This window comes from Kitasatospora sp. NPDC087861 (genome assembly GCF_044742585.1).
In the GTDB taxonomy this organism is placed as follows: Bacteria; Actinomycetota; Actinomycetes; order Streptomycetales; family Streptomycetaceae; genus Kitasatospora.
On sequence record NZ_JBIUUS010000002.1, the window covers coordinates 370593 to 385501 of the forward strand.

The 14909-nt window shown below is 72.7% G+C and carries 9 protein-coding genes; 3 read left to right on the forward strand and 6 right to left on the reverse strand.

Annotation, left to right across the window (positions count from 1 at the left end):
* Window positions 1-21: 21 nt before the first annotated feature.
* The 3 genes from ACIOJE_RS04360 to ACIOJE_RS04370 all read left to right on the forward strand — a co-directional run bounded on the left by ACIOJE_RS04360 (window position 22) and on the right by ACIOJE_RS04370 (window position 3928).
* Entirely contained in the window at window positions 22-1638 is a 1617-nt protein-coding gene (locus ACIOJE_RS04360) for an ABC transporter substrate-binding protein (RefSeq protein ID WP_400773221.1), read from the forward strand.
* Between the two features lie 74 nt (window positions 1639-1712).
* Window positions 1713-2774: an LLM class F420-dependent oxidoreductase gene (locus ACIOJE_RS04365; RefSeq protein ID WP_280681538.1), complete on the forward strand. Its 1062-nt coding sequence runs from the start codon at window positions 1713-1715 to the stop codon at window positions 2772-2774.
* Window positions 2775-2833: 59 nt separating this feature from the next.
* Window positions 2834-3928, forward strand: coding sequence for an LLM class flavin-dependent oxidoreductase (locus ACIOJE_RS04370; protein ID WP_400773224.1), 1095 nt, complete (start codon window positions 2834-2836; stop codon window positions 3926-3928).
* 238 nt (window positions 3929-4166) lie between these two features.
* Here ACIOJE_RS04370 and ACIOJE_RS04375 read toward each other — a convergent pair whose 3' ends face one another.
* The 6 genes from ACIOJE_RS04375 to ACIOJE_RS04400 all read right to left on the reverse strand — a co-directional run bounded on the left by ACIOJE_RS04375 (window position 4167) and on the right by ACIOJE_RS04400 (window position 14835).
* Window positions 4167-6083, reverse strand: coding sequence for a ricin-type beta-trefoil lectin domain protein (locus tag ACIOJE_RS04375; protein ID WP_400773226.1), 1917 nt, complete (start codon window positions 6081-6083; stop codon window positions 4167-4169).
* 353 nt (window positions 6084-6436) lie between these two features.
* Window positions 6437-6676 carry a hypothetical protein gene (locus ACIOJE_RS04380; RefSeq protein WP_400773227.1) on the reverse strand — a complete coding sequence of 80 codons (240 nt, stop codon included), beginning with the start codon at window positions 6674-6676 and terminating at the stop codon, window positions 6437-6439.
* Window positions 6677-6772: 96 nt separating this feature from the next.
* Complete coding sequence (locus ACIOJE_RS04385; RefSeq protein WP_280681544.1) at window positions 6773-7999, reverse strand: TIGR02679 family protein; 1227 nt, start codon at window positions 7997-7999, stop codon at window positions 6773-6775.
* On the reverse strand, window positions 7996-12093 hold the full coding sequence (locus ACIOJE_RS04390; protein ID WP_400773228.1) for a TIGR02680 family protein: 4098 nt from the start codon (window positions 12091-12093) through the stop codon (window positions 7996-7998). Before ACIOJE_RS04390 ends, ACIOJE_RS04385 begins: the two co-directional genes overlap by 4 nt.
* A gap of 16 nt (window positions 12094-12109) precedes the next feature.
* Window positions 12110-13324 (reverse strand): TIGR02678 family protein, encoded by a 1215-nt coding sequence (locus tag ACIOJE_RS04395; protein WP_280681548.1) that lies wholly within the window; start codon window positions 13322-13324, stop codon window positions 12110-12112.
* Window positions 13321-14835: a TIGR02677 family protein gene (locus ACIOJE_RS04400; protein WP_400773229.1), complete on the reverse strand. Its 1515-nt coding sequence runs from the start codon at window positions 14833-14835 to the stop codon at window positions 13321-13323. The genes ACIOJE_RS04395 and ACIOJE_RS04400 overlap by 4 nt, the downstream gene beginning before the upstream one ends.
* Window positions 14836-14909 lie beyond the last annotated feature (74 nt).

A 14909-nucleotide genomic window follows, 5' to 3' on the forward strand; every position in this document is an offset into this window, starting at 1 on the left:
CCGAACCGACGAGGAATCGCCATGACGCGCACCGCCCGGATCCGCACCAGAGCCGTCGCCCTGCCGGCCGCCGCCGTCCTGCTCACGGCGGCAGCCGGCTGTGCCGGGTCCGACGGCGGCTCCGCGGGAGCGGGCGGCGGCGACGGCCACGGGGGCACCCTGGTCATCGGGGCCACCGGCAAACTCCCCAACCCCGACACCGTGATCGGCGGCGCCGGCTTCGAGGGCAAGCGGCTGGTCTCCTTCCAGCTCTACGAGGGCCTCACCCGGTACGAGCTGCTCAAGGACACCGACAAGCCGCCGGTCGTCACCGGCGCCCTGGCCACCGACTGGCAGGTCGCCGCCGACGCCAGGACCTGGACCTTCACCCTCCGCAAGGGCGTCACGTTCCAGGACGGCACCCCGTTCGACGCCGACGCCGTGATCTTCAACCTGGCCCGCTACCTCGACAAGAAGAGCCCCGAGTACACCGACGCCCTCGGCGCCGCCGCCGCCGAGTACGCGGGCGACATCGCCTCGTACCGCAAGACCGACGCCGACCACGTCGAACTGGTCACCAAGGACCCCAACGGCCACTTCCCCGAGGACCTCGCGCACGTCCTGATCGCGAGCCCCACCGCCGTCCGCGGCACCGGTTCGGCGCACTTCTCCCAGCACCCGGTCGGCACCGGCCCGTTCTCCTTCGTCTCGCAGACCGAGGGCCAGCAGATCGAGCTGGCCGCCAACAAGGACTACTGGCGCGGCGCCCCCAAGCTCGACCGGCTCGTGATCAAGGCCCTGCCGGACGCCGCGGCCCGCACCGCGGCCCTGCGCTCCGGCGGCGTGAACTGGATCGAGTACCCGAACCCGGACGACATCGACAGCCTCAAGGCCGACGGCGTGCAGATCGCCACGAACAGCTACGACCACCTCTGGTACTGGATCCTGGACACCTCGAAGGCGCCCTGGAACAACCCGCTGGTCCGCAAGGCCGCCAACTACGCGATCGACCGCAAGGCGATCGCCGAGAAGCTGCTGCACGGCACCGCCGACCCCGCCTACCAGACCGCGCCGCGCGCCACCGCCGCCTACGACCCCGCCGGGGACGTCTACTCCTACGACCCGGCCAAGGCACGGCAGTTGCTCACCGAGGCCGGCGTCCCGAACGGGTTCAGCACCTCCGTCACCGTGCCCACCGGCGGCAGCGGCAACCTGCTGCCGGTGCCGATCGCCGAGGCGCTCCAGCGGGACCTCGCCGCCGTCGGCATCAAGGTCGAGCTGCGCACGACCGACTGGACCACGCTGATCGGCGCCGAGGCCAAGGGCGAGGTGGCGCTCGGCTCCGACGCCGTCGCCCAGTCCACCACGCTGTTCCAGTCCGAGGCGCTGCTTCCGCTGTTCCTCGGGTCCAAGAGCCCGTTCTGGACCGGCCACTACGCCAACCCGCAGGTCGACGAGCTGCTCGCCTCCTCGGCCGCCAACGCCGACCAGGCCGCCCGGCAGGCCGGGTACCGCACGGCGCTCTCGCTGGTCACCCAGGACGCACCCTGGCTGTTCGTGGTCAACGACCGCAATCCACGGGCCCTCTCGCCGAAGGTCCAGGGGCTGGTTCAGCCGCAGTCCTGGTTCCTCGACCTGACCACGGTGTGGGTCCGCTGACCCCGGGCACCACCCCCGCTAACCCCGTACACCCCCTCCGCGCACCGAGCACCACAGGAAGGACGGCCATCCCGATGACCGCCCCGCACCGGCCCCACCACCACACCGGGATCGTCCCGCCCGACGCCCCGCACGGCACCGGGCCCGCCGCGCCGCCCAAGTGGGGCATCACCCTCCCCCTGCCCGGCCTCACCATCGACCGGCACCGGTTCCTGGTCGAGCGGCTTCCCGACCTCGGCTACACCGACGTGTGGAGCGCCGAGGGCGGCGGCACCGACGCGTTCACCCCGCTGGCCGCCACCGCGGCCTGGTCTCCGACGCTGCGGATCGGCACCGGCATCGTTCCGGTGCACACCCGCGGCCCGGCCGTGCTCGCCCAGACCGCCGCGACGCTCGCCCAACTCGCCCCGGGCCGGCTCCTGCTGGGCATCGGCGCCTCCGTCCCCGCACACGTCACCGACATCAACGGCATCCCGTTCGACGAGCCGTTCAAGCGCACCCGGGACGTGCTGCGGTTCGTCACCCGGGCGCTGCGCGGCGAGTACGTCTCGGGCGGGTTCGACACCTTCGACATCACCGGCTACCGGCTGCCGCACCCGCCGGCCGAACCGGTCAAGGTGATCCTGGGCGCGCTGCGGCCAAACATGCTCCGGCTCGGCTTCAACGAGGGCGACGGCGCCATCACCAACCTGCTGTTCCCGCACGACGTGCCGAAGATCCTGGACGCCGTCGGTCCGCAGCCGCCCGGGAAGGAACTGGTGGTCAAGGTCTTCGTCTGCCCCACCGAGGACACCGACTACGCCCACCGCGCCACCCGCCCGTTCCTGGCCTGGATCCTCAACCGCGAGCCGTACCGCAAGTTCCACGAGTGGCTGGGACACGGCGACCTGCTCGCCGAGACCCACCGTCTCTGGGCCGCCGGCGATCCGGAGGGCGCCCAGAAGGCGCTGCCCGACGAGGTCGTCGACGGACTGTTCGTCAGCGGCTCGCCGGAGGAGTGCCGGGAGCGCATCCTCGCCTACCACCGCCCCGGCGTCACCACGATCCAGCTGTACGTGTCGCTGCCGCCCGAGGTGTTCGTCAGCCGGGCCAAGCTGCTCGACACCCTGGCCCGGCTCGGCCCGGCCGCCCACTGACCGTCGCCCTGCGCCCCATCCGTCCTCACCGCATCCGTCCTCACAGCCCGAGGAGAGCCGTGCCCCTCGAAATCCGCGGCGGGGTTCGCGCCGCACCCGTACCCGGCCGCACCCCGCAGGAGCGCCAGGCGCTGCGCTGGGCCCCCGACGGCCGCGACCGCACCGCCGACCCCGAGCACGTCGCCCGCACCGCGCGGGAGAACGAGGAGGACGGGCTGGACAGCGCCCTGGTGGTGCAGTCCAGCTCGTGGCCCGACCCGTGGCTGGTCGCCTCGTGGGCCCTCGCCGCCACCAAACGGCTCCGCATCGCGGTCGCCCACCGCGTCGGCACCACCGCGCCGACCGTGGCCGCCCGCTCCCTGGCGACCCTGGACCGGCTCTCCGGCGGGCGGGCGGCGGCCCACGTCATCATCGGCTCCAGCGACCACGACACGGCCCGCGACGGCGATCTCCTGGACAAGCAGGACCGCTACCGCAGGGCCGACGAGTACCTCGACCTGTTCACCCGCTACCTGGCCGCCGACCAGGACATCGACCACAAGGGCGAGTTCTACACCGTGGCCGCCGCCCGCCCCGGCCTGCACCCGAGACCGGGCGGCGAGTTGGTCTCCTTCGGCGGCTCGTCACCACAGGGCCTCGACCTGGCGGCCCGCTACGCGGAGGTGTACGCCGTCAGCCCGCTGCCCCTGCCGGACACTCGCCGGCGGATCGCCCAGGTCCGCGCCGCAGCCGCCGCACACGGCCGTACCCTGCGGATCTGGCGGCACGTCACCCTCGTCCTCGCCGACACCGACGAGGCGGCCCGCGACCGCGTCCGCCAGCTGCGCCGCGACGCCCTGCGCCTCACCGCCGGTGGCGGCGGCGGGCGCTGGGCGGAAGCCGTCCAGCTCGACCGGGACCGCGAGCGCGGCCGCTCCGACCCGTCCCGCGGCGACGAGCAGGTGGCCGCCTACGTCCGCCGCTCCCTCACCGCCGCCTACGCCGGCTCCCCCGCCACCGTCGCCGCCCGCATCGGCCTCCTCCGCTCGGCGGGCGTGGACATCGTCCAACTCGACCTCCCCGTCGAAACCGACCACGACCGCGACCTCCGCCGCACCCTCATCCGCCACCTCCGCACCGGCCGCGGCACCCCCGCCGACCGCCGCATCTGGTAACCCGCGCCCTTGCCCCGGGCGCCCCCGCCGTTCTCGCCTCCGCCCACCGTCCGCCCCTCAGGCCGCGGTACCGGGCGTACGAGGCCTCGGGGGCGCGCACCGGCGCGGTTGCTGAGGGGCACCACGGGACGGGCCCGCACCGACAGCCCGGGCCCGCACCGACAGTCCGGCAGGGAAGCCAGGACATCGCATCGGCACGGGCCCGGTCGGGTCAGGGGAGGTGGCCCCTGGTGGAGGTCTACTGCCAGGCGTCGTTGACCGTGGCCGCGTAGCGGTCGTTGTTCGTCAGCGGGTTGAGGCCGAGTGCGCCGTCGATGGTGCGCAGCAGGCCGTACTGGTCGGTGCGCTGGTTCGACTGGTAGCCGGTCTTGACGGTGTTCTGCGAGCCGAGCAGCAGGGTCGGGGTCCGGTTGGGGTAGCTCGGGCCGTAGGCCTTGGTCGCGCCCTCGTCCCAGGTCAGGATCAGCAGCGAGCGCTGGGTGGTCCACGCGGGCGAGTTGAGGATGGTCGGCAGGGTCTGCTTGAGCCAGTTGTCGCCGGAGGTGACGCCGCAGGCCTCCATGTCGGTGCAGTCGTCGGCGGCGAACCAGGCGAAGTTCGGGGTGGTCGCCGTGGATCGCAGGTCGGCGGTCATCTGGGTGAGCGGCTGCATGTGCGCCTGGCAGTAGGCGGCGTTGCTCTTCATGTTCTGGAAGTAGTAGAACGGGGCGTCGTCCGGCGCGTAGTAGCCGTGGCTCGACGTGTCGCAGTTGCCGTTCGCACCGTCCAGGTACTCCTTCCAGGTCTTGCCGGCCTGTTCCACTGAGTTGCCCAGGTGCGGGGCGTTGATGGTGGTGGTCGAGACGCTGTTGTCGGTCAGCCCGTACAGGCCGCCTCCGGCCAGTGCGACGTAGTTCGGGTCGCTCGGGTGGGTGGTGGCGAACGACTTGGTCAACGACGTCGCCTGCGGGAGCAGGCTGTTGATGTACGGGGCCTGCGAGGTGTTGCCGATGATGTTCTCGTAGTCCTGGTTCTCCATGTAGACCAGGAAGACGTGGTCATAGCCGGGAACCGAGTTGACCGGAGCGGTCAGTACCGGGGTCGGCACCGCCGTGGTCAGGGTGAGCGAGAGGTTGTCGGCGTATCCGTCGGTGGTGTTGCCGGCCGTCCAGGTGAAGGCCAGGTCGATCTTGATCGAGCGGGTGCCGGCCGGGACCGTGCCGGTGGCCGTACGCTGCAGGAGCGCGGTGGCCAGGCCTCGGTCGGTGCTGGTCACCGGGGCGATCTGGGCGGTGGAGAGGGTGGCGCCGCCGGCGTTCAGGAAGGTGGCGGTCAGGCCGACCCGGTCGTTCTGTGCGGCGTAGCCGCCGAGCCAGCCGGAGAGGTTGTAGCCGACGGTGCCGGTGTCGATCGACTGCGCGGCCGCCGAGACGTCGACGCTCTGGGAGAGACCGGAGTTGCCGGTGGCGCCACCGGCGAAGAACGCGGCCTCGCGGCCGGTCGGGCCCGGGGTGCTCGCGTCGGGGTAGCCGCTGGCGCCGTAGCAGACCAGGTTCGGCATGCCGCTGGTGATCGTCCAGCCCGGGACGGTCATGCCGTCCAGGCCGTTGGGCGAGCAGATCGCGACGGACTCGGCACCGGGGTCGACCAGCAGGTTGTCGCTGGTGATGGAGCCGACGGCCGCGCCGGCCCACTGCTGGTTGGCCTGACCGCTGCCACAGGTCCACAGATCGACCCGGGTGCCATCGGTGGAGCTGCCGCCGAAGACGTCCAGGCAGAGGCCGGAGACCGGGTTGACCAGCGTGGTCCCCCGCACCGCCCACTGCTGGCGGGCCTGGCCGTTGCAGGTGTACAGGTCGGCGTAGGTGCCCGCGGCGGTGCCGCCGGCGGTGGCGTCCAGGCACTTGCCGAGCGTACGGATGGTGCCGTCACCCGGCAGGGTCCAGGTCTGGTTGTCGGCGCCGGTGCAGTGCCACAGGATGATCTGGTTGCCGTCGGCGGTGCCGGCACCGGAGTCGTCCAGGCACTTGCCGGCCAGGCCGGTGATCGGGCTCGACACGGCGGCGGCCGGCGCGGCCGGAGCCGCCACGAAGGCGCCGACCAGGGCGACCAGACAGGAGATGACCGCCGTCAGGGCTGTGGCGCGAACGCGCCCGGGAAGTCTGTGCAGTGGCATGGCGAAGCCTCTCGACACATGGGTTCTGGGAGCACGGAACAGAGTGGTGCGAGGGTGGGGCGGAGACATGCTGGGGAGCACACCTGTATAGCCAACATCGCCGAGGCAGCCCTAGTATGACGATCAGGCGGACTTTGGGGGCGAAGTTGTCCGAACAAGTACCCCGCCGCCACGGCCGGGCCCGCGCGGCCTCCGCGCTCCTTCCCGCCACACGCCCCCGACCCGCGCCCCCGGATGTCGCACCACCCCGCACGGCCCCGATCACGACGCGCCGACCACCACCCGTACAACGCCCGTTGGATCGCGCCCCGGGGGAGTCTCCGGCCTCGTCCGCCCGCCTCAGTCGACGGCGGTCACAGAGCCGCCAGGGCTGCCTCCAGGTCGTCCAGGCCCAGGGAGCCCTGGCGCAGGGCCTCCATGTGCCAGCGCTTGAGGTCGACAATGCCCTCCGTCAGCGTGGCCCGGTAACCGTCCAGCGCGGCGGGCAGGTTGCGCAGTCGGCCCAGGACCGGGGCCCGGTCGTCGTCCTCGGCGGCGGGCATCATCGTGAAGATGCTCCGGAGCTGGTGCACCGGCGTGTGCAGGTTCCGCACGGCACGGAAGCTCTCGGCGGCGCTGCGCCGCGAAGTCGACGCGGACCAGACCGAAGCGCTGACTGAACCCCTCGGCCCGTCGAACAGGCTGTCGTCCTATCCGTGACGGTGGTCCGCCAGGTCGTCGAGGAGAAGGTCGGCGACCACCTCCTCGACCACTGCGGTGCGCAGTTCGGCCATGGAGTCGACGAGCGCCCGGTCCCACGGTGCGGGCGTGAGGCGGCCCGGATCGGGGCCCGAGGGAACCCGGGGCACGGCGGCTCGGTAGTCGTCGATTGCCATTCGCCAGGGGGCGGCTCCGGTCTTGGCGAGGACGTGGGCCGCGATGCGGATGCCCTCGCCGTCGAAGTCACCGTGGTAGCGCAGGGAGGCACCATCGTCGGCGAGACGGCGCAGCAGATGGATCACGGCGGTGTTGGGCCAGCCGGACGTGCAGACGAGCGGCGGGCACTGCCGGCCGAAGCGTCGTAGGGCGAGGGCGAGCACACTGGGGTTCTCGGTGACGCACACCGGTCCTGCGGGACCGGTGAATTCGCCGGGTGAGCGCAGTTGGGCGAGGGTGAGGCTGACGGGGTGACCGGATGCGGCGCAGATCCGAGAGATCCCGGCGACCGGGCCTTCTCCCTCGGGGCGGAGACCGACGGCGAGCACGGTGGCGGACAGTTCGTCGTCGGCCACACCGGCTCGGCTCCAGAGTGCGCGTCGTCCCTCTGCGGCGTCGGGCATGTCGGTGCCGTACAGCACCGCCAGTGCGCGCAGGACGAGGGAGGACAGCCGTGTCCCGTCGTCGAGGGCGTGGGAGTCGCCGTCGAGGAGGCGGGCGGCGAGGACCGGTAGTGGCTCGCCGTCGGCCGGGAGTGCGTGAAGGACGGTCAGCGCGGCGGTCAGCAGACGCCGGGTCCGGTCGGGCGAGCCGCCTGCGAGGCCGTTGGCCCGCAGGTGGCCGACCCACTCCAGCAGAACGGGCTGGGCGGTGACCACGTCGTGGCCGGCCAGCCACCGCCACAAGGCGTCGCGTTGGCCGGTCTTGCGTTCGCGCTCGGCAGCCTGGTCGTGGACTGGGCCGAGGATCGCGGCCACCACGTCCCGGACGGGTCGGCCGCAGGCCTCCAGCACGGCGCGGTCGAGTCCGGCAAGCGGGATCGCCGGCTCGGCGCCGGGGAGCCGGTCGAGTCCGAGGAGGTCGGCCAACGCCTCGCGACCGGCGTCGTCGAGCGGTCCGGACCGCACCCGGCTGACGGGGCGGCCCGTCGACAGGCGATCGTGGACGGCCGACCAGAGGGGGCGGAGTTCGGGGACGTCGAGAGGGTGGCTGCCCGTCATGCCGATCCGTCCGCATCGGCTTCGGCGGGCAGCAGGTCGGTGCCCGTCCAGGTGAAGCGGGCGCTGGTGACGGCGTCGTCGCCGTCACCTCCGGTGATCAGCTGGTGGACGGCGATGCCGGAGAGCTCCCGGTAGGTGCACCACTCGTGGTCGGAGGTGAGCACCAGGTCGAGGTCGAGCGCCGCGAGGAGGGCGAAGACCTGCCCGCGGTTGACGGTGTCGACGCCGACGAAGACCTCGTCGAGCAGGATCAGCCGCGGGGACAGCGGCACCGCCTCGTAGTGGGCGGCCACCGCGGCGAAGAGCGGCAGGTGGAGGGCGATGGCCTTCTCGCCGCCCGACAGCGCGCCGTGGAGCTTCTTGGTGAGCAGTTGCCACCCGACGCCGTTGGCGCGGTCCAGCTTGACGACGAACTGGTGCCAGGCCGTGTAGTCGAGGACCTCCGCGAGCTGTTCCTCCCAAGTCGCCGCCGTGTTGCGGGTCTTGGCCTCCTCGATGCGGCCCCGGAAGAACGCGTGCAGGGCCTCTCGGTCGGCTTCGGTGATCCGGGCCGGGTCCTTGAGCAACAGCTCACGCGCCGTCCTGGTACCGGCGGGCAGGTCGGGGTGGATCTGCCACACCAGACGGACCGCCACCCGTGAGGCGGTGCGGACCCGTTCGAGGTGGCCGTTCATCCGCTCGACGAGTTCACCGGCCTGACGGATACGGGAGGCGAGGTGGCGGCGGGTGTCGCCGGTGAGGGTCCGATCGAAGAGCCCGCGTTCGGCGGCGGTGATGTCGTCCTGGCTGCGGTCACGGTCGCCGGTGAGGATGGAGAGGAGGCCGGTCGCACCGACCCGGATGCCGTCGACGGTGGCCGTGAGGACGTGGATGTCCTCTTCGGCTTCGAGTTCGAGGTCTGCACGACTGCTGAGGCTCTGGCGAGCGCGGTGGACGGCCTCGGAGAGACGGTTGAGGGAGTCGCCGAGGTTCCTCGTGCCGTGCGGCAGGTTGGGCCAGGTGGCGGCGGTCTCACGCGCCGCTTCGAGGGTGGCGCGGGTGCCGTCCTCGGAGGTGAGGACGAGGCTGAGGCCCGCGTCCTCGGGAAATCCGAGGACACAGAGGCGCCGGAAGCTGCGGGCGGCCTCGTTGCGGGCCGCCACGGCGTCGTCGTGCCGGGTCGCGTCCTGGGCCATGGTGGCGCTCAATGAGCCGATCCGGCCTTCGAGAGCGAGGAGCTCCCGGGTGTTGTCGTCGATCTCACGGCGGGTCCGGTCGAGCGACTTCCGGAAGTCGCTGAGCCTGGCGGCCACTTGGCGGTAGTCCTCGCCGACGGTGCTCTCGACGGCCTGGAGCGCGGCTCGGAGTCCTCGGGCGGCGGCCTCCGCGTCCTCGGCTTCGCCCAGGCTCTCAGCCGCTGCGCCCTGGGACGCCTCGGCGTGGCTGCGGGCGGTGTCCCAGGCGTGCTGGGCGGCCGCCCAGGCGAGGTGGGAGTCGAGCCAGACGTCGGCCTGTTCACGCAGCGCGTCGACCGCCGTGGCGGTCGTGTCCAGCGCGGCGCGTTCGGTCGGCAGGGCGCGCTCGGCCGATGCGACGGCGAGTGCGCGCAGCGCGGCCGCGACCGTGCCCTCCTGCCGCGTGAGCCGCTCGACGGCCTCGCGTACGGTGTCCTCGCGAGCGCCCACCTCGGACTCGGACCGCTCCCAGTCACGCTTGGCCCGGTCCACCTCCCGGTGGTGCGGCCGGGAGCGGAGATCGGCACCGAGGCGGGCCCGGCGGTCGGCGAGGGTGCGCAACTGCGCGTCGAACCTTGTGACGGTGGCGTTGGCCTCGGCCAGTTCGGCGGTGAGGTGTGCGATCCGCCGCTGCCTGGCGCGTTCCCGGGCCGCGGCTCCGATATGGCTGGATTCCTCCTTGGCCCAGGAGCCGACCGCCGTCGCCAGCCGCCAGCTTCCGTCGGCCGCCACGGCGGCCGGGTGACCCGCGGGGAGTGCGGGGCCGTAGGCGATGCCGGCGAGCAGCCGCCGTACTTGGCCGACCGGCACCGGGCCGTCGGGTTCGGGAGACAGGACATCAAGCAGTGAGGGGCCCGATGCGGGCACGGCCGATGCCGGGTCAGCCAGGGTGTCGTGGCCGACGACAGCGATGCCGCCGTCGGGGGTCATCCAGGCGTCCAGCAGACCGGCCGCTTCCAGGGCCGCTTCGATGCCGGCCTGGTCGGCGGGCGGCACGCCCGGCCGGAACGCCAGCAGTTGCCACAGCGGTGCGCCCGGCAGGACGGACCGGTCGGCGGTGCGGGTGCGTGGTGGGACCGGCGGGAGGTCGGCCGCGGTCGCGGTGCGTTCCAGCTCTTCGGCGAGCCGGTCACGCCGGGCGCGGGCCTCGTCCCGGTCGGCTCGGGCGGTCGTCTCGTCGGCGGTGATGGCGCTCTCCGCCACCCGGGCGGCGGCCTCGACCAGCGCGAGGACGTCGGTCTCGACGGCAGCGCGGGAGGCGAGTTCCTCGGCGTCGCCGATCGGCAGCTCGGTGCAGTCGGCCGTCGCCCATCGGCGCAGGAGGTCGGCGTGGGCGTCGACGGCGGTCTCGTACGAGCGGGCGTTCCCGTCGCGCCGCGCGGTCGCCTCGGCCAGCCGCTCGCGCTCCGCGTCGAGGTGGTGCTCCGCCGTCGTCCGGTCCGCGACGGAACGCTCGTGGCGTTCGATGGCGGCCCGGACCTGGGCGATCTGGCCGTGCCGGGCGGCGACCGCGCCGCGCAGGAGACGACGTGCCGTACGCCCCTGCTCCCCCGTGTCCCAGGACGGACCCGGTGCGGTACCGAGCACCGTCTGCACCTCGGTGCAGACGGACTCCATGGCCGCGCGCCGCGCAGCGCCCCGGGTGTCCTCCCGGGCGGCGTGGGTGTGCGCGGCCCGTTGCTCGGAGCGCAGCCGCGCATCGTCGGCGCGCTCGGCGTCCTCGCCGGCCGCGCGGGCCTTCCTGTCCGCGACGGCCCGGAGGCGGGCGGAGGTCGCGGCGGCGTGGTCGGCCCTGCGGCGGAGCTGGTCGAGTTCCTGGCCCTGCCGGTAGACCTCGGAGTCGAGCAGCCCCCCGATGGCGCCGTCGATCTCCTGTCGTCGGTGTTCGAGCTCCTCCTTCGCTCCCCTGCTCCCGTCGCGCTGGCGTAGGGCTTCGGCGTGTGCCTCCTCGCTGTCCCGGGCGATGCGGGCGAGGTTGTCCATCTCGGTCGTCGCGGAGACGAGCGCGGCCGCCCCGGCGCGTAGGACGCGCTGGGCGTAGCCGCGTTGCTGGTTCGCGACGGCGGTGGCCGCGGCCACTTCGTCGTCCAGGGTCTTCAGGTATTCGCGCTGGCGGTCGAGGCGTTCGAAGCCCTCGGCCAGTTCGGTGATCTCGCCCTGGCCGAGCGGGGGCAGGGCCCGTGAGAGCAGGGAGGACAGCAGCGAGGGATCCAGGCGTTCGGAGAGTTTCGGGGTGCGGAGCTGGAGCAGCGCGGTGATCAGGGCGTCGTAACGCTGCTCGCTCAGCCCGGGAAAGAGCGTGCTCCGGACCGTGTTGCGGTAGTCGGTCGGTGATCCGTGCAGCTCGCCCTGGCCTTGCAGGGCTTCGGCCAGGGCGGCTCGCGTGAGCGGCTGACCCGCGTCGTTGACCAGGGAAAGACCACCGGGGCGGTCGATCCGCGCGCCGGTGGTGAAGTAGTCGGCGGTGACACCGGTGGTGTGCACGCTGGCCTGGAGCCTGGCCCCGCAGGTGAACCAGCCGGGACCGGCGTCGTCTTCTCCGTCGTCGCGGACGAACTCCAGCCACACGTATCCGACGCGGGTCTTGCCCGAGGCGCCTTCGCCCATCAGGTTCCAGTGCATGGTGCGCTCGGAGCCGCCGAAGGTGGACAGCCGGTTGGGGCGCAGGCTGGCGTCGAGCAGGAACGGCAGGAGCACCTCCAGCGCCTTGGACTTGCCCGTGCCGTTCTGCCCCCGCAGGAGCAGTCGGCCCTCGTGGAAGGTGAAGGTCTCGTCGTAGTAGCGCCAGACGTTGAGGATGCCGGCCCTGGAGGGCTGCCACCGCGCTGCCGCGGCCGCCGCCGGAAACGTGGAGGGCTGCGGGAGCTGTGTCACGGTCATCGGGAGTCCTCCCTGGTCAGGTTGTGGGACCGTCGGTCACGGTGGCCCGGTACCGGAACGCCGCGGGCCGGGGAACGGTACGGTCGCCGATCCGGCGGGCCAGGCCGAAGTCGGTGAGGACACGGACGGCGTCGACCGTGAGGCGCTGGGCGCCGTCCTCCGACTGGTAGCTCTTCGCCCACCGGGGGAAGCGCCGCAGCAGTTCGTTCGCCTCGACCGTGAGCTGTTCCGGCGTCAGCCCGCTCTCAGCGGCCGTCAGCGGTTCCAGCAGGAGCAGGGCGGCGACCCGGGCCGTCGCGGAATCGTCCGGGAAGCGGCTGTCGGTGGCGATCCCGTCCGGATCGACGAGCAGCAGGCCGTCGGCCCGTTCTTCCAGCACGAAGCCGCCCTGTTCGGCTGCGCGCCGGACGATCTGGCGTCCTGTCGGCGAGGTGAGGTAGCCCAGTTCGTCGGCGCCGAGCTCGTCATGATGGAGGACGGGATCGTCGAAGAGCCGACGCAGCACCGAGTGCCGCAGCCTGAGGTTGCGTTGCGCGTCGGAGGCGTCGGCACCGCCGTACCGGCTCTCGCGCACAGTGCTCCGCAGGAGTTCCTCGAAGCGCAGCGGTACGTCCTCCGCCGGCACGGCCAGTCGGGACGGCCCGACGGGTGCGGCGAGCAGGCGCATCAGCACGGTGGCATCCACCCGGTAGAGCACCTTGGCCCCCGCCGAGTCGACGAAGCTCTCCGTGACGCCGTCCACGGTGAGGATCGCACCGTACGCCTCCAGTAGCTTGAGGACGTCCACGAAGGCCATGCGCTCGGGCTTGCTCGCCGTGTCGAAGGGCGGCAGCGCCTCGTCGGCCGCACAGGCCTGGACGACGCGGTCGGCGAGCAGGCCGACCGTCGTCACCGGGACCGGAAGCAGCTCGGCCGCGACGACACACAGCAGGGTGTAGCGACGGCGGTCGAACGGCGCCTTACCGGACCGCAGTCGGCGGGCGGGGCGCGATGCGTCGGGCACGGTCCGGATCTTGAGCAGACGCGCGTATCCCAGGCGCGGCTCGACCACCAGCTGCCAGCCGCAGTGGTAGTCGAACCACTTCGTCAGCGGGTCCTGACGACGGCGGACCAGCTCGAAGGCGGACGGGTCTGCGCGTTCGGTGATCAGCGGCCGGCCGAGGAGCAGTCTGATGCCCCGGGCGACGTCCTCCCGCTCGGCCAGCACCAGCTGGTTGGCAAGGGTGCTCATCCCGTCTCCTTCACGACGGACGAGAGCGGGCTGCCGGGGCTGCGGATCTCCACCAGGTAGTCGGGCCCCTCCAGCGTCCCACGAGACGTCCGCAGGACGGCCCGTCCGGCATCGGGCAGCGGCCGGAGGACGATCTCGACCCGGCCGTCCGAGGTGACCGCCCGGCGCACGCCGCTGCCGTCCGGCCGTACCGCCAGCGCCTTGCCGAGGAGGTCGAGCAGCCGCTCGAAGACGGCGTGGTCAAGCATGCCGAAGCCGGAGAGCCGCACCGGGCCGTCGGTGCCCAGGACGTCCCAGGCCGCTTCGAGTTCGGCACGCTCCTTACGGGCCCGCTCGGCCCGGGCCGCCTTGATACCGCCGATGTCGCGCACCTTGCCGGTGCGCGTGAACCTCTCGGTGCGGCCGCTGGTGCGCAGCAGGGCCGACACCTCCACCGGCGGGGCCTCGGCCCAGCTGCCCGAGGAGGGCACCAACTCGGGGTCGGGGTGCGCGAGATAGGCGTGGCGGGCAGGGCCGAGGCCGAAGGCGGCCGACCACAGGCGGTGCAGGTCGTCCTCGGTGGGGGCCGCGGCGAACCAGCGGGCCAGTTCCCGGAAGTCCTGCACGGCGCTGGAGGAGCGGCGCCGCGACTCGGTGATCCGGTCGAGGACCTGGAGGAGCGTCACGATCGCGCGGCGCGCCACGTCGTGCAGCTGTTCCACTCGGGGTCGTGCCCCGTCCGCCGGCCGGAACCAGGCTCGAAGCCCATCCCAGCGCGCCCGGCGCCGCTCCAACCACGCCGGCGCGGGATCGCCGTCGGCAACCGGCGGCAGCTCGGCCCCCCGCAGCGCCCGCTCGTGCAGCAGGCTCACCCCCCGCCCCTCGACCCGCTCCACTGCGGAGACGACCGCCTGTCCCCGCTGGTCAAGGTTGACGAGGAACTCCTGGAGATAGGCGACCGTCGCGGCCTTCACCTCGCGGAAGGTCGCCAGGTCCGCGCCCTCGGCCCGCAGCAGGCGCTGCAACTCGCCGTTGAACGCCTTGGTGTTGGCCAGCAGCGCCTCCAGATGGCCCTCCAGCTCCTGCAGCGTGCTGAAGACCCGCCGGTCCGAGGACACGGAGTCCTCCAGCAGGACATACAGCTCGTCGAGCCGGTCCGTGATCGCCTCCAGCACCGCCGTCTGGAGCGCACCGGTCGATGCGAGGACGGACAGGGCGTGTTCGACCCCGGCGAACGCTGCCTCTCCGCGCCGGGTCAGCGAGTACTGGAGGTTGCGGCGCTCGTACTCCTCGGCGGTGCGGTAGTTCTCCGCGTGGTTCTGCACGACGTCCAGCAGCTGCCACTCCCTGAGCTTCCGCAGCGCCTCCTGAAGATCGTCGTCGTGCACCGCGTCCAGCCAGCCGACCGTCCGCAACCTGGCGCGGACTTCGTCCAACCCGAGCGCGGTCTCCAACCGCTCATTGGCCGCACCGAAGGCCTGGAGGATCGCACCGTAGAAATCGGCCTTCTCCCCCGTCGTGAACCGGAACATCTCCGGCGGCACCCTGCGCAACGGTTCCCCTCCCCTCCTCCGGGCACCACAGTACGCGGACGCACTGTCACCCC

What these genes read in the sequence shown, in the direction of transcription:
- ACIOJE_RS04400 (WP_400773229.1), bottom strand. Translation starts at nt 14,835, where the DNA reads ATGTTCCGGTTCACGACGGGGGAGAAGGCCGATTTCTACGGTGCGATC.
- ACIOJE_RS04360 (WP_400773221.1), top strand. Translation starts at nt 22, where the DNA reads ATGACGCGCACCGCCCGGATCCGCACCAGAGCCGTCGCCCTGCCGGCC.
- ACIOJE_RS04375 (WP_400773226.1), bottom strand. Translation starts at nt 6,083, where the DNA reads ATGCCACTGCACAGACTTCCCGGGCGCGTTCGCGCCACAGCCCTGACG.
- ACIOJE_RS04390 (WP_400773228.1), bottom strand. Translation starts at nt 12,093, where the DNA reads ATGACCGTGACACAGCTCCCGCAGCCCTCCACGTTTCCGGCGGCGGCC.
- ACIOJE_RS04395 (WP_280681548.1), bottom strand. Translation starts at nt 13,324, where the DNA reads ATGAGCACCCTTGCCAACCAGCTGGTGCTGGCCGAGCGGGAGGACGTC.
- ACIOJE_RS04365 (WP_280681538.1), top strand. Translation starts at nt 1,713, where the DNA reads ATGACCGCCCCGCACCGGCCCCACCACCACACCGGGATCGTCCCGCCC.
- ACIOJE_RS04385 (WP_280681544.1), bottom strand. Translation starts at nt 7,999, where the DNA reads ATGACGGGCAGCCACCCTCTCGACGTCCCCGAACTCCGCCCCCTCTGG.